The organism is Mesorhizobium sp. WSM4849 (assembly GCF_055811385.1).
Genome location: NZ_JBVVPW010000027.1, coordinates 64112 through 87795, shown reverse-complemented (window position 1 = coordinate 87795; position 23684 = coordinate 64112). Strand labels below are relative to the sequence as shown.

The following is a 23684-nucleotide window of genomic DNA, read 5'->3' as shown; positions in this document are numbered from 1 at the left end:
CCGAGCCGAGAACCAAAACTGTCGCATTTGGCGCCGAGAGAGGACCGGCAGCCTCAGGTTTCATAACGAAGATATCAGACGTTCAACCTGCTGGGGCCAGGGTCGCGAACTGACCCTAAGCTGCCGTTTCACGGAACCACCTTGGAACTCCGGCTCGGTGGGACAGCGGACGTTCAGCCATATCCACGTCAGACCTTACACAGGGAAATGACAAAAGCCCCGGAAGCGGTCGATCCGGGGTCGGCCATGTCCTTGTCTGATCAGGGATTATGATGACATCGCTGCGTCGGCCGCCTCGGCGGCGCGCCGTCTCAGCAGGTCATGTTCCCGCCTGTTGCCCGCCAGCGTCGCGGCCGCTTCGAACGCGGCGCGCGCCTCCTCGTAACGGCCGAGCTTGTGGAGTAGGTCGCCGCGAACGCTCGGCAGCAGGTGATAGCCTTTGAGCGCCGGCTCGCGCGCAAGGCGGTCCACGATCACCAGCGCCGCTTCTGGGCCCTCGGCCATGCCGACGGCAACCGCGCGGTTGAGGTCGATGATTGGCGAGCGCACGACAGCCGCCAGCTCCGCATAAAGTCCGGCGATGCGCGACCAGTCGGTATCGCCCGCCGTCCTCGCCTGGGCGTGGCAGGCGATAATCGTCGCCTGGAGGACGTAAATGCCGCCGGCTCCGCCTAATTCGCGTGCTCGCCCGAGCGCCTGCATCCCGCGCCGGATCTGGAGCTGGTCCCAGAGTGCGCGGTTCTGGTCCAGCATGAGGATTGGCTCGCCCCCTGCATCAGTACGCGCCGCCGTGCGCGAGGCGTTCAGCTCCATCAGAGCGAGCAGTCCATGGGCTTCGGGCTCGTGCGGCACGATGGAGGTGAGCACGCGGCCCATGCGAAGCGCTTCATTGCAGAGCTGGGGGCGCAGCCAGTCCTCGCCGCTCGCCGCGGTGTAGCCTTCGTTGAAGATGAGGTAGACGACCTCCAGCACCGAGGAGAGCCGCTTTGAGAGCTCCTCGCCGCTTGGGGTCTCGTAGGCCAGCCCCGATTCCGAAAGAGTCCGCTTCGCGCGCACGATGCGCTGGGCGATCGTCGCCTCCGGCAGCAGGAAGGCCCTGGCGATCTCCTGGGTTGTCAGGCCGCAGATCATCCGCAGTGCCAGCGCCGCGCGCGCCTCGCGCGACAGGTGCGGGTGACAGGCGGTGAAGATGAGCCGAAGCAGTTCATCGCCTATGTCGTCGTCCAGGGCCGAGTCGAGGTCGGGCATGGCCTGCTGCTCCTCCTCCATGTCCCAGGCGATAATGTCGTGCTTGCGCTCAAGCATCCGGCTGCGGCGCAGATGATCCAGGGCCCGGCGCTTGGCGGTCGCCATCAGCCAGGCGCCGGGTTTTTCCGGAACGCCTGTGGCGGGCCACCGCTCAAGGGCGGCCAGCAGGGCTTCCTGCGTCAAATCCTCGGCCAGGGGCACATCGCGCAGCATCCTCGCCAGACTGGTGATCAGCCGGGGCTGCTCGATCCGCCACACGGCGAGGATCGTGCGATGGGCGTCGGCGACCGTCATGGCCGCCGACCGCGTCTGCAGGAACGTCGCCTCAAGGGACGGCAAACGCGCGGACCTCGCACGTGCCCTCCCAATCCGGCATGAAATCCTTGTGGAGCTGCATGAACTCGACCGCGGACGCCACGGCCTCTTCCTTGTTCCGGAACTCCATGATCGCGTAGCCGCCGATGACTTCCTTCGCCTCGACGAACGGGCCATCGATGACGCTGAGCTTCCCATCGGCGATGCGCACCTGCGCGCCCATCGCGACCGGCGTGAGCCCGCCCATGTCGACCATGCGGCCGGCCTTGATTTCCCGGTCGGCGAGCTTGTTCATCGCCTCGATGAGTTCCGCCGTTGGCGGTCCGGCGTGGGCGGAAGTGACGAACGACATGAAGCGCATTTGAGAACTCCTCCTGAGGCGAGCCGCGGACGTGATGGCCGCTGAACAGTCTCGCTAATAAGTCGACGAACCAGCCCCCGGCGGATCGACATGCGCTTTGAATAAAATCACGCCCGGGCTCTAAAGACGATGGGCGAGTGAACAGGTCCGATTGACCAACCCCATCTAACCCCGACAACTCGTCCAGCGTCGTGAGTTGCGTTGCCGTGTCAATTTTGGCGGCTAGGAGGCTGCTTGAAACTGGCCGGCGTAATGGAATGAAACGCGAGACGGCCGAGCTAGCTCGCAGGGCGAGTGTCCGGCCAAGTCCTGGGTGAGTTCTCGGATTGTCGTGAAATGAGCGTGGGAAAGGCGCACTGGCCGGCAGTGGCGGCAAACGCGGCGGAAGCCGGCCGCAGCGATTCGGCGATACGCATGGTTGTCGATAGCGCGTCCCCGGCGGGTCATTGCGCACCGCCAGGGATCAGCGGCGACACGGCGACAGCCGCGCCGCCGGTCTGTAGCGGGCTAATTGAGCCCCGCCTTGTCCAGGCCATACATTGCATCGGCGGAACCCGGCACGGTCTTGAAGCCGACGTTGAGGCGGTTCCACGAGTTGACCACCATGACAGCGAAGCTAAGATCGGAGATCTCCTTTTCCGACAGCTGCGTGCGGACGCGCTCATAGATCTCATCGGAAACGCCCTGGTCCGGCAGCTTGGTCAGGACTTCCGTCCATGCGAGTGCGGCGCGCTCGCGTGGGGCGAACAGGGTCGAATCCCTCCACGCGGCCAAGTGGTAGAGGCGCAGTTCGCGCTCGCCGTGCATCTTTGCCTGCTTGACGTGCATATCGAGGCAGAAGGAGCAGCCGTTGAGCTGCGAAGCACGAATACTGACAAGATTGAGGATGGACTCCTCGATCGAGCTTGCACGGAGAGCCGTTACAACCCCGGTGAACTTCTTCACGAGTTCCGGAGATTGATCGGCCCAGTTAACACGGGGCCCACGCTTGGTCCCGGCCTCCGCCGTCGGTTTGGTGGTGATATTCATGAATGTCTCCTTGAAGGCGGTTTATCGCCTGCAAATCATGCCGGGACGCGCCGGGCCGAGCCATCATGCGAGAGGCCATGTCGCCACTCGGCTGGTCTAGGCAGTGTCATCCTGAGGGCTAGGCCAAGTACGCTTCGGCCACGCCTCATGGATTTCCATGAGGTGCAGCCGGGGGGGCGCCGAATTAGAGTGGGCCATGAGTTCGCCAGCCGAGATCATGAGATCGCCAGCCCAGATATCGCGGAGACGTGCTACACGCAGCGTTGACAATCCCCAGCCCTTCTTTGCCCGGCAGGAGAAACCGATGATGTCCGTCTGGTCGCGCCCGCAATTCCTTCATCTGGGGCTATTTTTTGCGGCATATGTCTTGGGCTGCGGGTTCGCCCAGGCGCTCGCAATCGTCCCCGGAATAACGGTTTCCGTTTGGCCTCCGGGCGGCGTTTTCATCGCGACGCTCATCCTCACCTCGCCTTACAGTTGGCCGTGGTGGATACTGGCGGGTTGCCTGGCGGAGATGTTCGCGCAGTTCGTGTGGTTCCACAGTCCGCTGCCTGCGGGCTTTCTGATCTATGTCGGCAACGCCCTCGGCGCGGCTGTCGGCGCAACGCTGGTGAACCGGACATGCGGGCGCCCGGTTCGGCTCGAAACCTTGCAGGAAGTTCTCGCATTCGTCGTTCTGGGTGCTGGAGTTGCGCCCCTCGTAAGCGCGACGGTGGGAAGCGCGACGCTTGCGTGGTTTGGGGTAGAATCGCAAACCTTCACGGCGGTATGGCCGCTGTTTTGGATTGGAGACGCCACCGGAATCCTGCTCGTAGCGCCACCGGCGTTGGTCGTGATCCAGTATTGGCGCAGCAAGACCCAATTCTCTCCCGCGCAGCGGGCGGAAGCCGGCGTCCTAGGTCTGATCTTCCTAGGGGTCGCCGCACTTTCCTTGAGCGACGTCTATCTGCCCACCCCCTACATCATCATGCCGCCCCTTCTTTGGGCCGCGGCGCGCTTCGAGTTCAGAGGTTCTGCCGTCGCCTTGACGCTCCTCGCCCTGATCACGATGGCGCTGACGATATCCGGTGACAGCCAGTTTGTCGGCGATCCCGAGTCCCAGAGGGAAAGGCAGGTCATGCTGCAGCTTTTCCTGGCAATCTCGGCATTTTCGGCGCTCATCGTGGCGGCCATATCCCGGCAATATCAGCTGGCGCTGGCCACATCGCGAGACCGGGAACGGGAGCTCTCGCAGCTCGTCGATATGGTTCCGAGCCACGTCTGGCGTCTAACGCCTGACGGCGAGCCGATTTTTTTCAATAAGCGCATGGTCGATTTTCTCGGCCTGGACGTGGCGGATACGGTCAAGCCGGGCATGAGCCGCTTGACCGCGATGATAGAGGCCGGCGTCCATCCGGACGATGCGGCGGCGTTCGGGGACGCGCTCCGCGATTGCCTCGCCACCGGCGAGGTCTTTGCGATGCGGTACCGCTTGCGCCGCCTCGACGGGACCTACCGCTGGATGTCGAGCCGCGCCGAGCCGATGAGGGATCAGGAGGGGCGCATCGTCCAATGGTACGGCCTCTGTCACGACATCGACGACCAGATGCACGCCGAAGAGGCGTTACGGCGCAGCGAGCGGCAGTTGCGGGAGACGATCGACGCCGTGCCGGTCCGCATCTGGAGCGCAAAGCCTACGGGCGGGCCGGTCTACTTCAACAAGCGTTACCAGGACCATTTCCGCTCCGTCATCGCGAATTTCGAAGCTATCGAGGAGCCGCGCATCGAGAAGCTGCTTCAAGAGCTGATCCATCCCGAAGATGCTCCGAAGGTGCAGAACACTCTACGGAATTGCTTCGAAACCGGCGGCGTGTCCACGATGCGATTTCGTTGGCGCGAAGAGGACGGCGCGTATCGCTGGGCCGAGTGCAGGGTGGAGCCTCGGCGTAACGAAGACGGTGAGGTCGCGGAATGGTACGGCGTTTCCCTCGACATCGACGATGAGGTGCGTGCGCAGGAAGCCTTGCGCGATAGGCAGCGCGAGCTCTCGCAGCTCGTGAACATGGTTCCCGTCCATATCAGACGTCTGACGCCGGAAGGCGAGCCGACCTTCTTCAACAAGCGCTTGCTAGACTTCTTCGGCTTGAACGACCTGGCGCAACTGGACAAGCCTGACATGAGCCGGCTGGCGGCAGCCATACAGGCCCTCGTCCATCCCGACAATGCACCTCTCCTGCTCGACACGGTTCGCCACTCCCTCGCCACCGGGGAGCCCTACTTTATGAAGTATCGTATGCGTCATGCGGATGGCGCGTATCGCTGGGTCGACGGCCGCGGGGAGCCGGTGCGGGACCAAAGCGGCGCGATCGTGCAATGGTACGCAATTTCCATCGACATCGATGGGGAAGTTCGGGCGCAGGAAGAGCTGCGTCTGGCGCAAGCAAGTCTAGCGCGTGCGAGCCAGGCAGCCAGCCTTGCCGAGCTCTCGGCATCTATCGCGCATGAGGTGAACCAACCACTCGCCGCGATCGTCGCCAACTCCAGTGCATGCCACCGTTGGCTTTCGGCCGAACCCCCAAACCTCGAGCGCGCGAAGATCACCGCCGAGCGCATCATCCGGGACGCCAACTCGGCAGCAGAAGTTGTCAGCCGAATCCGCGCCTTGTTCAGGCAATCCGTGGAGCCGAGGAATCGCACGAAGCTCGGTAGCATCATAGCCGAGGCGCGCGATCTTATGGCCGAGGAGGCGGCGCGGCGGCGCGTCCGCCTGGATGTCGATGTCGGAAGCAGCTTGCCGCTTCTCGCCCTCGACCGCGTACATATCCAGCAGGTCCTGGTGAACCTCATTCGAAACGGCATGGATGCGATGGACTCCATTGCGGGTGACCGGGTTCTTGGGGTGAGGGTCCGCCGCGTGGGCGATGTGGTCCAAACGGAGATCAGTGATCGCGGCGCGGGGGTCGCGTTTCCCGACAAGATATTCGAGCCGTTCTTCACGACGAAGGGGAACGGAATGGGCATGGGGCTCGCGATCAGCCGTTCGATCGTCGAATCGCATGGCGGACGCCTGTGGGCGGAGAAGAACGAACCGCAGGGAGCGACGTTCGTCTTCACCTTGCCTATTGAAACGAAAGCGGCGCCATGACCACGGATGACCATATCGTCTTCATCGTGGACGACGATGCGCGCCTACGGGAAGCGCTGAGCGAGTTGCTCGATTCGCACGGCATTCGCGCCGCCGCGTTCGGATCGGCCGGCGAATACATCAGTGCGGACAAACCGGACGCCCCGGCATGCCTCATCCTCGATGTCGAGCTGCCCGACATAAACGGCCTCGATCTGCAGAGGCAGATTGCGAAGGGAGATCATCCGCCGATCGTGTTCATAACAGGGCACGGCGACATTCCTTCATCCGTCCAGGCGATCAAGCATGGCGCCGTGGACTTTCTCACCAAGCCCTTCAGCGATGCCGATCTTATGTCTGCAATCCATGCGGCGATAGCCGAGGATCGGGAAAGGAGATCGGCGCGCGCTGAACTAAGCGTGCTGAGGCGACGCTATCTCGAGCTGACGCCACGCGAACGCGAGGTGCTGCCGTTGGTAGTGAGTGGTCTGCTCAACAAGCAGGCCGCCGCCGAGCTGGGGATCAGCGAAGTCACGCTGGAAATCCATAGAAGGAACGTGATGCAGAAAATGGCGGCGGCGTCGCTCGCTGATCTCGTGAGGATCGCGGAGCGATTGGAGATACCAGTCACCCACTCGCGCCGAGCGGGGGGGAGCCGGGCGTGACCAAGGAAAGTCCCGTTGTTGCGGTTGTCGACGACGATCCAAGGGTGCTCGAGTCGCTGGAGGATCTGCTGGAGTCCGCAGGCTATGCGGCACGCAGCTTCTCGTCAGCACGATCATTGCTCATCAGCGGGCTGGCCGGCCTGGACGTTCTCATCACCGACATTGGGATGCCCGGCATGGACGGCTTCGAGCTTTGTGACCTGGTAAGGAAGGTGCGCCCGGATCTGCCGATATTCCTGATCACTGGGCGCGACGAGATTACCGATGCGGACAGAGTCCAGGGCGTCAGCAGATGCTTCCGCAAGCCGTTCGATGCGCAGGTCATGCTGGCAGCCATCGGCAATGCCTTACGCAAATCGAAAAATGGAGGTGAGCATGAGAGTTGAGCAGCCACACTTACGGGGATCGGCTCCGTTGTCAGCGCAGAGGAGGAGCGAAGCGGAGCAGCCACTCGTCATCATTGTGGATGACGATGCGTCTGTTCAGGAGGCGCTGTCCGAATTGATACTTTCCGCTGGATTCCAGCCTGTTTGTTTCAGCTCGACGCGCGAATTGCTCAATGCCGACGTACTGGACAGCTCCGGTTGCCTGATCCTCGATGTGCGAATGCCGGGGTCGAGCGGCCTCGACTTGCAGCGCCATCTGGCCCAAACCGGCAACCCCAAGCCGGTCATCTTCCTGACCGGGCATGGCGACATTCCCATGACCGTGCAGGCGATGAAGGCCGGTGCGGTGGACTTTCTGACGAAGCCGGTGCGGGATCAGACGCTGCTTGACGCCGTACTTGCGGGCATCGCGACGGATGCCACGCGGCGAGCGGAAGCTGCGGTCGTCAAGCGCAACCTCGACCGCCTCGAGACGCTGACGCCACGCGAGCGCGAGGTTCTGCATCAGGTCGCCCGTGGACGCCTCAACAAGCAGATCGCCTTCGATCTCGGCATTAGTGAGGTGACGGTGAAGCTGCACCGCGGCAATGTCATGCGCAAGATGGAGGCCGCATCCATCGGCGAACTGATCCGCGCATGGGAGACGCTGCCGGCGGCGATGCGCGACGCCGGCGCGAACTAGACTTTGGCACAAGGCGATGGATGCTTCCGTCCGAAAGGATCGGCTAGCGCAGGGATATCCCTCCTCGTGAAGCACGAGGAGGTCAGCTTGAAGGCAGCGGACTTGTCGGGTCAAGGCAATTGTCGGGTCAAGGCAATTCAAGGCGTACAGCAATGTACGACCTCCGATGTCGCCTTCTAAGCGCGGAACGCCGGATAATTTGGCCCTTAAACGTGTTCACTCTTCGAAAGGCGCGTTCGACACGAGATCGACGGATGAAGGAGTTCGGTATCCAGGTACATAGCGTTCACCGAAATCCCGGACGAAATTGTCGTAGGTCGTTTCCGGTCTGGCCTCGGCGATGTGAGAGAAGCACCCGGTCATGCGCCGCTTCATGTCGAGCCGCGGGAATTCCTCAACGATCCTCGCTATCTCTGCTGCGGGGATAAGCTCGTATTGCAGGCCGACCACATCCAGGCAGATTCCGGCGGTACAGAGCGCCACCTCCGCCTCCTTGTAGAGGCCGATGGATGGTGTCGAGTTGAGGGCGACGCTGTCCCAGATCAGCTGGGCTCGGCGCTGGTCGACACCGCGTTGCCGGGCGAATATCCGGGCCAGATCGGCGCCTTCGACTTCGAAACGGCGTGGACCGTCAAAGCGCTCGTTCAGCGTGATGTCGTGCAACAGCGTCCCCAAGGCGACGACTTCCGCGTCGTGGTCGATGTTCCGAAGCTGCCCGATCCGTGCCGCAAACAACCAGGAACGGACGACATGATTGAACAGATAGGGCTCGCTTTCCCGACGGGCATAAACGAGGGCCTGTTCCACGAGCGGCGTATCGGGAACCGAAATCCCTGCCAGGATTCGACCGCTGGTTCGGTTCATGTCCATAGTCTCCTCAGCGATTTTCGACCGGCAGTTCGCCGGCACGTGCGTCATGTGAGGCCCAAGCCCCCATCCACGGCGATTACCTGTCCGGTCACCCACTCGGATCCCGGATCGGCGAGATGCACGATCCACCTGGCTACGTCGTCCGGGCTGCCACGTCGTTTGAGCGGTATCTGCTCGCGCTCAGCTTCCTCGATAACTGCTGCATGTTCCGGAGAGAGCCCCATCATGCCTGTCAGCGCTCCCGATTCGGTCGGGCCGGCAGCAACGGCGTTGGCGCGCACGCCCAGAGGCGCGAGCTCCAGCGCCCAGCAGCGAGTGAGATGCTCCAGCCCCGCCTTGCTGGCGGCGTAGTGCGAGAGACCAGCCCCGGGCTTGTGACCGAACGTGCTCGATATGTTGATGATCGCTCCCGTCACCGCCGCCAGATGCGGAATCGCCGCCCCCGCCAGCAGGCTTGGGCCAACGACATTCACCGCAAAGATGTTGTTGATCCGCTCAGCGGTTGCGTCCCCCAGAGACAAGAGAGCGCCAGCGCCGGCATTGTTCACCAGCACGTCCAAGCGGCCCCATGTGTCGACTGCCTTCGCGATTGTGCGTTGGGCGTCTTCGGCCTTCGCAACGTCGGCGACAAGGCCGGCGATGTTCGGGTGCGCGGCGACTGTTTCCTCCAGCGGCCCCGAGCGGCGTCCTGTGATGAGGACCTTCCCACCTTGCCTGGCAAAGCTCAGGGCTGCGGCGCGGCCGATGCCGGAGCTTCCGCCGGTGACGATGACGACCTTGTTATCAAGCGTCGACATGATCTCGCCTCTCAGGAACCCGAGACGCTGGTTCATTGTTCATCAACGAGATCAGTCCCTCTTGCCGCATGGCGGCTTGCACCGCAGGACGGCTCACTATGCGGTGACGCAGCGCTACGAATGATGCGGGGATGCGCACATCGAAACGCTCGGCCCACAGCAGCATCACCAACAGGTAGAAATCCGCGACGCTGGGCGTTTCGCCGAACAGATAGCCGCCGACCTGGGTATCAGCCAGATTGTAGAGCAGTCCTGAAATCTTTGCCCTGGCCTGCGCCTTTTCGGCTTCGGCACCGCCGTGCCACATTGGCTTGAAGCTGCGGTGCACCTCGGTCGAGATGAAAGCCAGCGCTTCCAGAACGCGCGTGCGGCCTAGATCGCCCGGAACGCCGAGCGCCGGATATTGCATGGCGAGCCAATCGAGAATGGCGATGTTCTCGGTAAGGATTTCCCCGCTGTCCAGCACTAGTGCCGGCACGTAGCCCTTGCTGATAATATCGTTGAAATCGGCTCCCGAGGCCGTCCGCTTCGTTTTCAGGTCTACGCTCTCCCGCTCGAACGGCACTGCGGCCTCGAGCAAGGCGATGTGATCGGCCAGGCTGCAGGCGAGTGGGCTGTAATATAATTTCATCTTTACGATCCTTCTGGCGGGGATTTTCTTCTTAAGGGCGTGGTGGCGTCGCTGCGGGGTGGGGCTAGCGGTAACCGACCCCGGTGACGTAATTGAAGAGCATCCGCTCCTGCATTTCTTCCTGCTCGAACAGAGCTTTCATCGCGTCGCCTATGTCCAATATGCCGAGAGGCCTGGCGGCATCGTCGATCACGGGAATATTTTGAAGGTTTCGCGCAGCCATAGTTTGCCACACCGCGTGGACATCGTCCTGCGGGCTACACGAGACGATAGACCTGCTCATCAGGGCCGACACCGGCGGCGCCGACATCGAACCTGCGAGATGGCGGACGAGATCGGATTTGCTCAGGACACCTTCCGCGTTTCCGCTGCCGTTGCACACCACGACGAGACCGACTCCAGGCCGGGAAAGCCAATGGGCGGCAGTTTGCACGGTGGCATTAAAGTCGATCACGGCGAGACGTGGCGACGTCAAAGCATGCAGTTTGTCGATGATCATTGCAGCCGTCCTTGGTTGCGTGGCCGCGCCGCGAATGCTTCAGGTGCTCGGCGGCGCGGCGCTCTTCCCCTTGAGACAGGGCGATGAAATCCCGACCTCATTCTTCGTAGGGGAGCACAAGTTCGGTCTCGTCGGTGTCGACGATGAAGACGGCCAACAGCCGGGCGGGGTCAGTCGCGCTGGCATTCTGGCTGACGCGGTGACGATCGCCGGGATATTCGGACCAGCTCTCGCCGGTGCGATAGGTGACCACCGGGCCATCATTGACCTGACTCTTGATCGCCCCTTCGAGAACCGTGGCGTAGATGAAGGCAGATTTGGGATGGAGATGCGCGGGCGAGTTGCCGCCTGGCTCATATTCGACAAGCACACCTCTCATGCTCTTGCCGGACACGTTCGGAAGCGGTTGATCATAAACGAGCTTCACGTTTTTGAAAGCGCTAGCCGTATTGTCGGCCAGCGCGGCCGTGGCGATGAACGCCGCGAGAGCGGCGGTGCTGTAGAGTATGCTCCTGATCATTTGTCTGGCTCCAGTTTGCGGTTGAGATTGCGGGTGATCGCCGGCCGGAGGGACGGCGGACGGCTGGCGATCGGGCTCTCGCCTGAGGGCACGACGTGAGCCTAGGACCTGATGAAGGTGAGCAAGTCGGCGTTCACCACATCGGCATGCGTGGTACACATCCCGTGCGGAAAGTCCTCATAGATCTTGAGCGTGCCGTTCTTCAGAAGCTTTGCGGATAACGGCGCGGAATCGGCAATGGGCACGATCTGATCGTCCGTGCCGTGCATGACGAGTGTCGGCACGTCGATGATCTTGAGGTCGTCGGTGAAGTTGGTTTCCGAAAAGGCCCTGATGCCGTCGTAGTGCGCCTTGGCGCTGCCCATCATGCCCTGCCGCCACCAGTTCTGGATGATGCCCGGGATCGCTTTCGCGCCCGGCCGATTGAAGCTGTAGAAGGGGCCCGATGGGAAATCGATGTAAAACTGCGCGCGGTTGTCGGCGAGCGACTTGCGCAGCCCGTCGAACACTTCGATCGGAAGGCCGCCAGGATTGGCCGGCGTCTTCACCATGATTGGCGGCACCGCGCCGATGAGGACGAGCTTCGCGGTGCGCCCGTTGCCGTGGCGGGCGACGTAATGAGCGGCTTCGCCGCCGCCGGTCGAGTGGCCGATATGGATTGCGTCCCTCAGGCCGAGATGCTCGACCACCGCAGCCGCGTCGGCAGCATAGTGATCCATATCGTGACCGTCGCTCACCTGCGCGGAACGGCCGTGCCCGCGCCGGTCATGGGCTATGGTGCGATATCCATGCCCGACGAAGAAAAGCATCTGCGTGTCCCAGTCGTCGGCGCTGAGCGGCCAGCCGTGATGGAAGACGATCGGTTGAGCATCCTTCGGACCCCAGTCCTTGTAGTAGATCTCGGTGCCATCCTTGGTGGTGATAGTGCTCATATCTTTCGATCCTTCTTGAGAGATGGATGAGTTCGATTCCTGGCCGGCTGTCCCTTGCGCGAGCGCATATTTGGGCAGGCCGGTTGCAATGCCGGCGGCCGCTGCGCCGAGGAGGAGGGCTCGGCGACTTGCCTGAGGCGCAATAGGCAGCTTGTGGTCCATCGTCGTTCCTCGTCAGATGACGCCGTTACGCCGCAACACCGCTTCGCCGAGGCGGGGCGTGGTCGAACCAGTCTTCGAACGACGTCGAACCGATGCGGGCGCCCGCGCCGGGGACAAGCGAGCGGTCGTCTAGCTCGGTCCCGAAATAGAGCGCATGAGGATCGCCGATCACCTTCCTGGGATCGTTGGCGAGCTGCAGAAAACGCGCGACCAGCTCGTTCATGCGGAAGGGCTCGGGGCCGCCGATCTCCATCACGCCGTTAATCGGCTGGGAGAGGGCCACGTCATCCATGACATCCGCGACGTCGTCGGAGGCGATGGGCTGGAAGTAGGCCGACGATACCGTGACCGTGTCGCCGACAGTTGCCGACTGCGCAATGCCGCCAAGGAACTCGAAGAACTGGGTCGAGTGGACGATCGTGTAGGGAATTCCCGACTCCCTGATCAGCTTCTCCTGAGCCATCTTGGCGAGCAGGTAGCCGCTGCGGGGCAGGCGCTCCGCCCCGACGATCGAGAGCGCAATGTGATGTTTCACGCCGGCAACCTTTTCCGCCGCGAGCAGGTTCTTTCCGGCTGTTTCGAAGAACGCGAGAACGGCCTTGTCCTCGAACGACGGCGAATTGGCGAGGTCGATGACAACCTCCGCCCCGGCAAGAGCCTTGTCCAATCCCTCACCGGTGAAGGTGTTGACGCCGCCACTTGGCGACGCCGCCAACACGTCGTGGCCCTTCACGCTCAGCCTTGCGACGGTCTTGGAGCCGATAAGTCCGGTGCCACCGATGATTACGATTTTCATGTCATTCTCCTGTTCTGACTTCGAAAATATCTACTTGGAACAACGCCGGCGGCTCTAACCGTGCCGGTCCTGAATGCCTCGATGAGAGCGACGCGCGTCCGCGACTCTTTCGACCGCCAGCGGAAGGGCCTGGCTCAAGCAACATTGTCTTCGCAGCCTTCCCTCGCTTGGCCCCGATCCCACGACCTCCGAGGCGCTGCCGTAGTGGCCGAAGCCAAAGATGTCGGCTGTGCCATAGGTGGCGCAGGACGGAGGCGGTGTTCTCGAGGAATTCCCGAAGAGGTCTGCCGGCGTGGCCGGGATCATGAGGTGCCGCTGTTGTGAGGGCACGACGTTGCGGCGACGCCGCCACGACGTCGTGCCCCTGTTGACGCAACCTCTCGACGGTCGCTAACCGGATGTACCGAGTGCCGCCAATGACCACGATGTTCATGTCGATGTCTCCTGGGGCTTGCACTTGCAGCCGGCACGAGGCGGCCGGTTTCGTCACTGCGCCGATGCGGCTTCCTCTATGAGCAAGGCGATCGCTTCTGGACGCGAGACCATCAGCGCGTGCGACCCGCCCTCGACGACGATGGTCTTCACCGAATGCGCGCGCTCGGCCATGAACTTCATGACCGCTGGCGGGATATTCCGATCCGCCGAGCCGTAGATCGCGTAGGATGGAATTGTCTTCCAAGAAGGCGCGCCGGAGGGCTCTGCCAGGGCGGCGTCAGCCACCGGGCGTTGTGTCGCCGCCATCAGGCTGGCCTGCGCTGCCGGCACATCGGCCGCGAACTGCTCGTGAAACTTTTCCGGCTGGATGTAGAGGTCCTGTCCTCCATCCGGCCGCGCCACCGGCAGGAGCGCCTCGCCAAGCGTGCTGCCTGGGAACTTCCCCGAAAGCGTGAGACTGGACTCGCCTTTGTCCGGGGCGAATCCGGCCACATAGACCAGCGCTTTCACATTGTTCTTCCCGTTAGCTGCCTCGGTGATGACCGGCCCGCCATAAGAATGGCCTACCAGGACGACTGGTCCGCCGATGGATCCGATGACGGCCGATACGGCGGCCGCATCGCTTGCAACGCCGCGAAGTGGGTTGGCCGCAGCGATGGTCCGGAAACCGTCCTTGTTGAGCTCGGCGATGACGCCGTTCCAGCTCGACGATTCAGCAAAGGCCCCATGCACCAGCACGATCGTCGGTTTTGCCTGATAGTCCGCGGCCTGCGTCGTCGCGCTGTCCGATACGCAACATGCGTAAACAAGGGCCAGGGCTCTAATGATCTTGTGCACGTGTCTTCTCCTGTGCGGCGGGTCGTCCGATACCGAGAAGAATGCGCCCACTTGGCGCGCGAAAATATTCGACGGACGGCTCGGTCAGGCGATCCGAAAGTCTAGGACGATGCACCCGGGGGAGTGGCAGCTGTAGTCGGTAGTCGGCGCACGGGTAGGTTCCCGGCATCGATCGAACGCATCGCCGGCCGCGCCGACGTTCCCAGGCAGCGCGCCCAAGGCTGGCAGGGAGTGCGCGGCCGACTGGCGTCGGCTGTCAGTGTCTCCCTTCACCGGTCTCAATAAGTGCCATGACGATCAATCCGGCGAAAACTGCAGCGAGACATAATACCGCCGTATGGCTCGCCCTCGTCCTCCATCCCGTCGACCAGAAAATGCTCCTCAATATAGTGTCCTCACACGACCGGATTGCCAGGTGTCGACCGAACAAAAGGGGGCATGAAAATGTCAGGCGCGGAAACAAGATCAGGCACGGCCGACAATCATGTCTTTGACCGGACTACTGATGTTCCCCTGTCCGACCCGCCGGCAGAGCAGTCGACGGCCGGCATTGTTCATGATCTGGGCAATCTTATTCAGGTCGCTTCATCTGCACTGAATCGGGTCGCCCGCGACCCGAGCGTCTCGACGGCTCCGGCTCTCGACCCCGTAATCGCCAGCGCCAGGACCGCCCTGCAGCAAGCCGCCGCGCTCGTCAGGGAGACGGTCGGCCGGGCCGCGGCAAGTCATCGAGCGCCGGAACATGCAAGCGTGGGCGCCTGCTTGGCCGAGGTCGAAAACCTTGTCCGAAGCGCATGGGAGACGAACGTTCGTCTCGAAGTTCGCGTTGGGCGCGATCTACCCGCTGCGAAATGCGATCCGCTGGGTTTGCAGAACGCGGTCATGAATCTCGTATTCAACGCGCGCGACGCGATGCCGAACGGTGGGTTGATCTCGATAAACGCCGCCGCGGTCGTTCAGGATCCTGGCATTGTCGTCGAGCTCCGTATCGAAGACAGTGGAATCGGAATGACGCGGGAGACCGTGCTCCGCGCCTTCGATCTCTTTTTCACCACCAAGGGCACGGGCCTGGGCGGTGTCGGCCTGCCGATGGTGAAGCATTTTGCCGAGCGCCACGGCGGGAGCGTCGATATCGAAAGCGCCTTCGGCTCGGGCACGACAGTGATATTGCGCCTGCCCGCCATGGAGGCCCGGCAGGATTAACTGCAAGCCAATAGGGTGCCGGCTCACAGCCGTACCTTGAAACCGCTCACAGGTTCACTGGACACCGGCAAAACGATATCTGTGACGCCGGTTTGTCGGATCTCATGGCTACCTCCCTTCTTGTCCGCCCGGTCTGCCGGCGCTCGAAACGCGCCGGAACGGTACTGGGTGAAAGATCGTCTGCATGGCTTTGAGCAGCGCGAATTTCGAATCCGTGTGCTCTTGTCCGGTGCGGCTACCGCCGAGAGACATCCTGGCTGAGAGGACCGCCGCAAGATCTTCAGCCATTTCGGGCCGGTCGAGCAGCAGGGGCGCAAAGCTTTGCTGGTCAATCTCGTAGACCACGACGTGGCTCATTGCGCGCAAGGTCGAGGTCTCGCCAATGCCCGCGAGCAGACCCGTCTCTCCGAAAAAGTCGCCGGGAGCGAGGTGGCCGATCTCCTGCGGATGGGCGTCATCTTCGCCGCGCTCTCGGACAATGATGCCCGTCCGAACAATCATGAGGGAGGGCAGCATCTCTCCCTGTCGTGCTATGATGTCGCCCTTGCGATAGGTGCGCACCGTAACCGCTGCCGCGAGGGCTTCTTTTTCGTTGTCCGTCAACGCCGAGAATACTGGTATGGCATTTATAAGCTTGATCGGCGTGACTTCCGCGAGATTTGCCGTCTCTTCGTTCGGCAAGTCATTCATGAGAATCGAAGAGGAGGGTGGCGTTGCCAGCCGCAAACCCGCGGACTTGGAATGACGGTAGACAAGATCGAAGATTTCGTTCGTCGCCGGAATTCGCTGGCCAACATTTGCGACGCGAAAAAACAGATCGACCTCGATCGCCGTCGCATCCAGAGCTTTGATAGCGACCACCGGTGGGGGCTCCCTTAGTATTGTGTTGCTGCTTTGTAAGGCCGCGTTCATGACGTCCGCGACGATCGCCGGCATCTTGGTCGGCGCCAATCTTATCGTGACGGACAGCCCATGGCTCTCCTCAGGGCTGCTGACATTGGTCAGCCCGAGCTTCGCGAGGAAGCTGTTCGGCAGCGCCACCACGTTGTGGGCCAAGGTGAGCAGGTGGGTCGATCGCCAGTTGGTCTCCACAACGCGCCCTTCGGTTCCGTCGCTCAGGACGATCCAGTCCCCAAGCACATAAGGTCGGCCGAGGTTGAGCGCGATGCCCGAAAAGACGTCGCTCAGCGTATTCTGGAGCGCCAGTCCGAGTACGATGGCAAAGACGCCCGAGGTGGCGATCAGCGTTCCGACCGGCGCACCGAAGACGAAAGCCAGGATGGACAGCAGCATCCCAACATAGACGGCGCCGACGACGAGGTCCTGCAGAAGGCGCGCCTCGCGCGGCTTTCGCTCGAACACGAGATAGATGCGGACAAATCCGATCAGCGCCCAGGCGAGGTGAACCCACCACAGCAACTTGGCGGTCCCGACGAAAATTGCTCCCGCGGTTGTCTCATTGCCCCATGCCGGCTCGTAGGGGACCACAGCTCCGTCAAGAAGCAGGACCGACATAGCGAGGAAGAATGCGATCTGGACAATCAGCCTGGTGGTGGAGAGCCGCCGCGGAATGACGTGCCACACGACCATGCCGGCGAGACCGACCAGCACCATATAGAGATGGGGAGAATTCCACCAGTTCATGGCCGTATCCGGATCCATAAAAATCCTCACACAATCCTCGCCTCGGAGCATGGCGACCGGGCAAGCGATCTTTGGTGTTAATCCTTGCCTTTCTCCAGGATCGCTTCGGTTATCGAGTTCGGCAGCCGCCGCGGCGTCTCGATCACGCCCAGCAGCGGCATGACGACGAGAAAGAACGCGAAGTAGTAGATGGTCGACACCTGCATGGCGGGGATGTACCAGCCTTCCGCCGGCTTGGATCCCAACCAGCCAAGGAAGAGGGCGTTGGCGACAAACAGCCAGAAGAACCGCCTGTACCAGGGCCGGTAGACGGCCGAGCGCACCTTCGACGTGTCGAGCCAGGGCACGAATAACAACACGGCGATGGCGCCGAACATGGCGAGCACGCCGCCGAGCTTCGAGTCGATCGGCCCGATGTTGAAGGTGACGGCGCGCAGGATCGCGTAGAAGGGCAGGAAGTACCACTCGGGCACGATATGCGCCGGCGTCTTCAGCGGGTCGGCGGCGGTGTAATTGTCTGGATGCCCGAGATAATTCGGCACGTAGAAGACGAAGTACGCAAAGGCGAGCAGGAACACCACGGCCCCGAGCACATCCTTCATTGTGGCATGGGGCGTGAAGTCCACGACGTCGGTTTCCGACTTCACGTCGATGCCTGCCGGATTGGTCTGGCCGGCGACGTGAAGCGCCCAAATGTGCAGGATGACGACGCCCGTCAGCATGAACGGCAGCAGATAATGCAGCGCAAAGAAGCGGTTTAGAGTCGGATTGTCCACCGCAAAGCCGCCGAGCAGCAATTGCTGCACCCAGTCGCCGACCAGCGGGATGGCGCTGAAGAAGCCGGTGATGACGGTCGCGCCCCAGAACGACATTTGTCCCCAGGGCAGCACGTAACCCATGAACGCCGTAGCCATCATCAACAGAAGGTTGGTGCAGCCGAGGACCCACAGCAGTTCGCGTGGCGCCTTGTAGGAGCCGTAATAGAGGCCACGGGAGACATGGACGTAGACCGCGATGAAGAAGAACGACGCGCCGTTGGAGTGCAGGTAGCGCAACAGCCAGCCGGAATTCACGTCGCGCATGATTTTGTCTACGGAATTGAAGGCCAGTGTCGTGTCGGCCGCGTAGTGCATGGCCAGCACGACGCCGGTCACGATCTGCGCGGCCAGCATCATCGACAGGATGCCGCCGAACGAATAGGCGTAGTTCAGGTTGCGTGGAACCGGATAGACGATGAACTGATCATGCACCAGGCGCGGCACCGGCAGGCGGGCGTCGAACCAGCGTCCGATCATGGTCTTGGGAATATAGGTGGAATGCCCACCGTTCATCGGGGTGCCTCTGGTTTTGAAATTGCCGGTATCGAAATCGGCCGGCGCTCCTTGGTCAGCCGCCCTTTAACACGGATGAGCGGGTTCACTCGCGGTCACGAACCTTCCTCGACGGGACAGCGTAAGGAGATCGGCCGGACCATCGCGCGAGCAAACCCGTTCCCGCCGCGCCTAACCGGCTGCGCCGTCGTGTCGACGGCCCAGACCCTCAGGAATATCTGCAGCATCCTCGAAAGAACGAATCCGAGCGTCATTTCCGATGCTCCTTGGTTGGGTTGTGGAGGACCCAAGCATGCCAGCCTTTCCAGTGTTCGAACTATCATGCCGAGGACGCATGCGTCCGATACGTTCGTCTATGGGTTCCTGACTGAAAGGCTGCGCCGGACGGCCGAGGCGCAACCTTGCCGCCGCGCCTTCACGATTGGCAAAGCGCGCTTGCGCGTGGGGGCGGACCGGTCGGCCTCCGACCCCCAGCGCCGCGCGGCCGCTCGTCGTGAACGACTGCGCCTCTTCCCATGAACATTGAACGTGCATCATTGGCCGCGCCCAATCGCCCGAGGTCAAACGAGTGCCGTGTGGGGCGTGGTGCCCTTCAGCGCCCGAGATTGGCGGGTTGTCGACGCCATTTCCGGCACTCGGCGCGATCGCCGCCGGCCTCCGACATCGCCGAGTCAGGATTACGAAGACTGCGCGCGGCCGTTGCAGGATGCCGCAGGGGCGCTGGCGAGCGCCTCGTCAATGATGCGGCGGATAGTACGCGCGCAACGGCCGCACTGGGCGCTGCAGCCGAGACAGCCATAGACCTGGCGGATCGAGCACGTCCGCTCCGCCTTGACGGCGGAGCGGACATCCTGATCGCTCAACACATTGCACGAGCACACGATCATGGCGCGATGAGTCTCGATGCCGACCTGGTGCGGCTCTGACCCGACAAGCGGGTCAGTAGTCCCAGACAACCGGCACGCAACGAAAGACATCGCCGTCCACCGCCACATGGCAGATAGACGGGAACGGCAGGTGAGTGGCCACCAGCGGCTCGCGGGTTGCCGCAAGCTCCCGCAGAAGATTGATGCGGACGCGGGCCGCCTCCTCAGGGTCGTGTTCGAAGCCGTTGTGCCAGTCGGGTTGGTCGAACCCGACCTGGAACACGGCGTCGCCGGCGAAGGTCAGCCGGTCGCCGCCGGACGCCAGGCGGACCACGCTGTGCCCGGGGGTGTGGCCGCCAGTGAGCGTGACGACCACCCCCGGCGCCACCTCGTGCTCCGTCTCAAACGGCCGCAACTGGCTGCGGTACTCGTTCACGAACCGCTTGGCCGCCCGCCGAAGCGCATCCGGGAACCCTGTTGGCATGGAGGCGCGGGAGAAATCGGGCGACTCCCAGAACTTGAGCTCGGCGGCCGCCACGTGAATCCGCAGATCCGGACGCAGCCGGTCCTTCACCCCGTCGATGAGCAGCCCGCCGATATGGTCCATGTGCATATGGGTCAGCACCACGTCGGTGACGGATGCGAGATCGATGCCGGCGGCCTCCAGTCGCGAGACCAACCGCCCGGCCCTCGGCAAGTGCAAGTCCGGGTCCATCCCCAGCCCGGCGTCCACGAGTATGGTCTGGCCGCCGCTGCGTACGACGACCACGTTCAGCGGCCACTCGAGCACGTCCGGCGGCAGGAACATGTCGTCCAGCCAGGCCGCCCGGACGGCCGGGTCGACGTTGTATGCCATAACCGGGGCTGGTATCGGCAGCACTCCATCGCTGACCACCAGCACGTCGATGTCGCCGACCTGCAGCGCGTAGCGCGACGGAACCAATTCGGGCGCCGGTCTACCGTTGCTGTGCTTGGCGTTCAGGCTGTCGGCGCAGTGCTGGATCGAGGGGTGTGAAATGTTGTCCAGGGTCATGTTTGTCTCCTGCTGACCACGGCCGTATCGGCCACCTCCGCCGCTGGCGCCCGTGGATTTGGCATGAGCCTCCATTGACCGCCACCTGGCGTCTACGGTGGAAGTTGCGCCGCCTCGGCCTGCGCCACCATCGGACGGAAGCACCGGTCAGGCGATGCGAAAGTCTATGGCAGACCCGTTGCGAGCATGGGTGATATCCCGCGAAAGTCGGAAGACGCCGCTTTGAGCAGCGAGCAACGGCTGTGCCTCTCGCCTGTTGGCAGTACACGCAGCGCGTAGGATCAGGATCAATCCTATACCGCGGTCTCAGTCGCCCACAGCCTTGATGCAGTCGACTGCACGCGCGCCCTCAACATCGCGTTCTCCCCATGGCTCTGGTCTGCTCGCTGGTCGACCGAGCAAATGAGGAACACGGGCATGTCGCGCACCGACAGACAGTCCAGCACGACTAGTGATGGCGCAACGCAATGGGCGCCTTCCCACCGCCGGCGGGCAGGGTACCTGGATGTCCGATTGCGGCGGCGAAGCACGCGCAAGTGGCAAGCTCCGATCGACTGAGCGACACGATCCACGACCAGATCGACTGGAAAGGAGAAGCATCCCATGAGACGGACGGCTATGCTTGTTGCAATGAGCATTCTCGCCAGTCATGCAGCAGCAATCGAGAGGCACAACGTATCGCAAATGTCGCGCGAGGCGGTCGGTGGAGTCCGTCAATCGAAGCACCGATCCATCCTTCGATACCACTCAGCGCGTAAGTAAATTGATACTTTACGACATATATGTGCGTGATCATCGGACTTGCAAATCCGGCGAGGCGGCCGTGCCGACGCGCGTTCCGGCTAAGGACGGTCTATACAGAGTCCTGCGGTGACCCAGGACAGACCTTTGGCGGTCGCTCGGTGGTCGACTGCACCTCTGCGGACATTCGAAACCATGATGTTGCTTGAGATGCAATGCGCTCCAGGGTCGGCACCGCCAAGCGGCAAATCAGGCCGGGAGCCGCCACATTCGCACACGACCTGTACCACGCAATTCCGTTTCCGCGAGCGAGTCGCAAGCAAAATTTGGTCCAAGCAGTTTGCGAGTTGCATCCGAAATACGGATTTCATCGGGCTCCGCTGACGTTTGGATACGTGCGGCGAGATTAACGGTCTCGCCCCACAGGTCATAGGCAAACCGCCTTTTGCCTATGACGCCCGCGACGATTGGTCCTGAGTGAATTCCAATTCTGAGTCTTATCGGTTCTCCTGCGAAGCGTTCGCGCTTAACCGCATTCCGCAGTTCAAGTGCATAGTGCGCAAGGGCTTCTGCATGATCGGATCGCGCGGCGGGCAGGCCTGCGACCACCATCACACAATCGCCGATTGTCTTGATCTTTTCGCAGCCGTATCGTTCCGAGAGCAGATCCGCCGCCTTGAAGAAGTAATTTAAAATAGCGAGCGTTGTCTCGGCTCCGACGCTCCGCGCTCTTTCCGTAAAGCCGACGATGTCGGCAAAAAGCACACTCACCTCAGCGTGATTGTCTGCAATTTGTTCGTCCGCTTTTAACCGCTCCGCGATCGACGCCGGAAGAATGTTGAGGAGTAGGCTTTCGGCGCGCTGGTATTCACGCGACAATCCCTCTTGGCTCTGCCTCAATGCCTCGTTCGTCAATTGTAATTTTTCGTTGAGTTGACGCTCCCTCTCTTGCAGGAGTGTCATTTCATAAGCCTTCTGTTGAAGCCGCTGCCTATTGTCGCGTTCGGCAGTGGCGTCAAGAAAGAGCAGCCATACGCTGGCATTGTCAGCAAAAAGATGAAGGTCCGCGACACGCCCGTTGGGCAGTTCGACCATGGCCATATGATATGGAAGCTCCGGGCAAGGCAGCAAACCTTCCATGAATTCAAGCTGCTCGGCTACGGGCTTGCCAATGCAAAGCGATGATAGGCCGTAATGTTTAACACTACCGCCCTTCTCAGCGATGCAAAGCTGGGCGTCAATTTTCAGATATGCGACAGAGTGCTCGTTGTAGAAGAAATCGTAAATCCAGCTTCTGACTTCTCTTGGCAACTCATGCATGGTCTATTTGGCAACCATCGAAGCAAGCTGACGAAACGCGTCATCAACATATTCACCCGAAAGCGCGCTTGTTAGATAGATTTGCCATCCAAGTTGCCTCAGTTCGTTAATCTCCCTATCCGATATTGCCCACCGATCGGCCAGATCGGATTTGTTGAACAGCAATACAAACGGCATAGCGCCGAATTCGGCCTCGGCCCGCTCACGCAGCGTGAGCGCCACGGCAAGAGTAGCGGCGCGGGTTCCATCGACGACAAGCACGAGCCCACTCGCACCTCGCACATAGCTGACGCGGAATGAGCCGATATCGTCTTCGCCGGCCAAATCCCACAAAATCAGATCCACGGTTTTGTCCGGGAATGCGACACTCTTCTTGTCGATTTTCACTCCCACCGTGGTCAAGTAGGTTTCTGAAAAGATGCTTTGCACAAACCTGCGAACCAGACTCGTCTTCCCGACAGCGAACCCGCCCAACATGCAGATCTTCTTTTGCAATATCCCGGGCTCCGCCCTAGTGGAAGTTTACCGTAACCGAAACTCTGCGATTGGCGGAGCTCCCGGTTCGGCTAGTTTCAGTCTCCGCTGGCTCAAAGGTGCCCGCGCCGCGAACCAAGAGCAATTCCGGATCGACGCCGCGCTTCTTGAGAAGCGCACGAACTGTCTCCGCACGGGCGGCGCTGATCGACACGTTGGCCGTTTCACGGCCCGTCGCGTCCGAATGGCCGGTCAACATGAACTGTGCCGTTACGCCTGCCTTGCGGGCGTCCTTGGCCAATTCCTTCAACTGATTTGCCAATTTGTCGAGAACCGGCAGTTGCTCTGGTCCCGGTATAGCCTTGCCAGAATCGAAGAAAATGTCGGCCGCTTGAATAGCCGCCCTCAAATGAGTGAGTTCCTGAGGGGTCAACTCACGCAGCTCGGAGATTTCTAGAGAGAGCCCGTCCGCGGACAGCTGTTGGGAGGCGACCCGCGCCCGGTTTATCCAGGCGGCAGGAGCTTCACCCAGGACAACGATGCGATCCTCGATGATCATAAACCGAACCGATTTCGGCGGAGTCAGCGACGCCACCAGCCGCTCCAGCACGAACTTCGGATCAAGGCTCTGATAGAATTGCCACTGCGAATGAACGCGAGCAGGATCAACCCCTGTTCCGGACAGCAGAGCCTGCGGGTCGGCGGCCTGCGGGTCTCTCAGGCCGGAAATATAGAAATGTCCGCCCCTCGCCGTTTGTTGGGCGACGATGATTCCCGGTTGGGCCTCAAGTCGCGACACATAAG

Annotated in this window: 23 protein-coding genes; 5 read left to right on the top strand and 18 right to left on the bottom strand. The window is 61.8% G+C overall.

From position 1 onward, the window contains the following. Positions 1-267: 267 nt before the first annotated feature. The 3 genes from AC0L3L_RS26415 to AC0L3L_RS26405 all read right to left on the bottom strand — a co-directional run bounded on the left by AC0L3L_RS26415 (position 268) and on the right by AC0L3L_RS26405 (position 2953). A complete protein-coding gene (locus AC0L3L_RS26415) occupies positions 268-1542 on the bottom strand; it encodes an RNA polymerase sigma factor (protein ID WP_473639884.1) in 1275 nt (424 codons plus the stop codon). Between the two features lie 31 nt (positions 1543-1573). Further along, positions 1574-1924: a YciI family protein gene (locus AC0L3L_RS26410; RefSeq protein WP_473550485.1), complete on the bottom strand. Its 351-nt coding sequence runs from the start codon at positions 1922-1924 to the stop codon at positions 1574-1576. Positions 1925-2431: 507 nt separating this feature from the next. Then, the gene (locus AC0L3L_RS26405) at positions 2432-2953 is read right to left on the bottom strand and encodes a carboxymuconolactone decarboxylase family protein (protein ID WP_473639882.1); all 522 of its coding nucleotides are present in this window, start codon (positions 2951-2953) and stop codon (positions 2432-2434) included. 304 nt (positions 2954-3257) lie between these two features. On the opposite strand from AC0L3L_RS26405, the gene AC0L3L_RS26400 reads away from it, so the two are divergent. Genes AC0L3L_RS26400 through AC0L3L_RS26385 form a run of 4 tightly spaced genes read left to right on the top strand, consistent with a single transcriptional unit; the run spans position 3258 to position 7789 of the window. Further along, positions 3258-6077, top strand: coding sequence for an MASE1 domain-containing protein (locus AC0L3L_RS26400; RefSeq protein ID WP_473639880.1), 2820 nt, complete (start codon positions 3258-3260; stop codon positions 6075-6077). Beyond that, positions 6074-6721 carry a response regulator transcription factor gene (locus AC0L3L_RS26395; protein ID WP_473639878.1) on the top strand — a complete coding sequence of 216 codons (648 nt, stop codon included), beginning with the start codon at positions 6074-6076 and terminating at the stop codon, positions 6719-6721. Before AC0L3L_RS26400 ends, AC0L3L_RS26395 begins: the two co-directional genes overlap by 4 nt. Next, positions 6718-7107 (top strand): response regulator, encoded by a 390-nt coding sequence (locus AC0L3L_RS26390; protein ID WP_473639876.1) that lies wholly within the window; start codon positions 6718-6720, stop codon positions 7105-7107. The genes AC0L3L_RS26395 and AC0L3L_RS26390 overlap by 4 nt, the downstream gene beginning before the upstream one ends. Then, the gene (locus AC0L3L_RS26385; RefSeq protein WP_123145970.1) at positions 7097-7789 is read left to right on the top strand and encodes a response regulator transcription factor; all 693 of its coding nucleotides are present in this window, start codon (positions 7097-7099) and stop codon (positions 7787-7789) included. Before AC0L3L_RS26390 ends, AC0L3L_RS26385 begins: the two co-directional genes overlap by 11 nt. Before the next feature lie 216 nt (positions 7790-8005). On the opposite strand, the gene AC0L3L_RS26380 is transcribed toward AC0L3L_RS26385, so the two are convergent. The 8 genes from AC0L3L_RS26380 to AC0L3L_RS26345 form a co-directional block, all read right to left on the bottom strand. Next, a complete protein-coding gene (locus AC0L3L_RS26380) occupies positions 8006-8653 on the bottom strand; it encodes an HD domain-containing protein (protein WP_473639874.1) in 648 nt (215 codons plus the stop codon). Between the two features lie 50 nt (positions 8654-8703). Next, positions 8704-9456, bottom strand: a complete 753-nt coding sequence (locus tag AC0L3L_RS26375; RefSeq protein ID WP_473639872.1) for an SDR family NAD(P)-dependent oxidoreductase — start codon at positions 9454-9456, stop codon at positions 8704-8706. Next, positions 9443-10087 (bottom strand): glutathione binding-like protein, encoded by a 645-nt coding sequence (locus AC0L3L_RS26370; RefSeq protein WP_473639870.1) that lies wholly within the window; start codon positions 10085-10087, stop codon positions 9443-9445. Before AC0L3L_RS26370 ends, AC0L3L_RS26375 begins: the two co-directional genes overlap by 14 nt. 64 nt (positions 10088-10151) lie before the next feature. Further along, positions 10152-10586 carry a CBS domain-containing protein gene (locus AC0L3L_RS26365; RefSeq protein ID WP_473639868.1) on the bottom strand — a complete coding sequence of 145 codons (435 nt, stop codon included), beginning with the start codon at positions 10584-10586 and terminating at the stop codon, positions 10152-10154. 97 nt (positions 10587-10683) lie between these two features. Further along, a complete protein-coding gene (locus AC0L3L_RS26360; protein ID WP_473639866.1) occupies positions 10684-11106 on the bottom strand; it encodes a cupin domain-containing protein in 423 nt (140 codons plus the stop codon). 101 nt (positions 11107-11207) lie between these two features. Next, a complete protein-coding gene (locus tag AC0L3L_RS26355; protein ID WP_473639864.1) occupies positions 11208-12038 on the bottom strand; it encodes an alpha/beta fold hydrolase in 831 nt (276 codons plus the stop codon). A gap of 187 nt (positions 12039-12225) precedes the next feature. Next, complete coding sequence (locus AC0L3L_RS26350; protein ID WP_473639862.1) at positions 12226-12996, bottom strand: SDR family oxidoreductase; 771 nt, start codon at positions 12994-12996, stop codon at positions 12226-12228. Between the two features lie 486 nt (positions 12997-13482). Further along, positions 13483-14268, bottom strand: a complete 786-nt coding sequence (locus tag AC0L3L_RS26345) for an alpha/beta fold hydrolase (protein ID WP_473639860.1) — start codon at positions 14266-14268, stop codon at positions 13483-13485. 762 nt (positions 14269-15030) lie between these two features. Between AC0L3L_RS26345 and AC0L3L_RS26340 the strand changes: the two genes are divergently transcribed. Further along, positions 15031-15471: a sensor histidine kinase gene (locus tag AC0L3L_RS26340; protein WP_473639858.1), complete on the top strand. Its 441-nt coding sequence runs from the start codon at positions 15031-15033 to the stop codon at positions 15469-15471. Between the two features lie 108 nt (positions 15472-15579). Here AC0L3L_RS26340 and AC0L3L_RS26335 read toward each other — a convergent pair whose 3' ends face one another. The 7 genes from AC0L3L_RS26335 to AC0L3L_RS26305 form a co-directional block, all read right to left on the bottom strand. Further along, positions 15580-17133: a mechanosensitive ion channel family protein gene (locus tag AC0L3L_RS26335; protein ID WP_473639856.1), complete on the bottom strand. Its 1554-nt coding sequence runs from the start codon at positions 17131-17133 to the stop codon at positions 15580-15582. Positions 17134-17192: 59 nt separating this feature from the next. Continuing rightward, the gene (locus AC0L3L_RS26330; RefSeq protein WP_473639854.1) at positions 17193-18446 is read right to left on the bottom strand and encodes a cytochrome b; all 1254 of its coding nucleotides are present in this window, start codon (positions 18444-18446) and stop codon (positions 17193-17195) included. Positions 18447-19123: 677 nt separating this feature from the next. Then, positions 19124-19333 carry a (2Fe-2S)-binding protein gene (locus AC0L3L_RS26325; RefSeq protein WP_473639852.1) on the bottom strand — a complete coding sequence of 70 codons (210 nt, stop codon included), beginning with the start codon at positions 19331-19333 and terminating at the stop codon, positions 19124-19126. A 52-nt stretch (positions 19334-19385) separates the two neighbouring features. Then, a complete protein-coding gene (locus AC0L3L_RS26320; protein WP_473485749.1) occupies positions 19386-20345 on the bottom strand; it encodes an MBL fold metallo-hydrolase in 960 nt (319 codons plus the stop codon). A 990-nt stretch (positions 20346-21335) separates the two neighbouring features. Next, positions 21336-22406 (bottom strand): adenylate/guanylate cyclase domain-containing protein, encoded by a 1071-nt coding sequence (locus AC0L3L_RS26315; RefSeq protein ID WP_473639850.1) that lies wholly within the window; start codon positions 22404-22406, stop codon positions 21336-21338. A gap of 3 nt (positions 22407-22409) precedes the next feature. Next, positions 22410-22901 (bottom strand): Rab family GTPase, encoded by a 492-nt coding sequence (locus AC0L3L_RS26310; protein WP_473485751.1) that lies wholly within the window; start codon positions 22899-22901, stop codon positions 22410-22412. 16 nt (positions 22902-22917) lie between these two features. Next, positions 22918-23684, bottom strand: a 767-nt coding sequence (locus AC0L3L_RS26305; RefSeq protein WP_473639849.1) for an OmpA family protein, incomplete at its 5' end; no start/stop codon positions are given.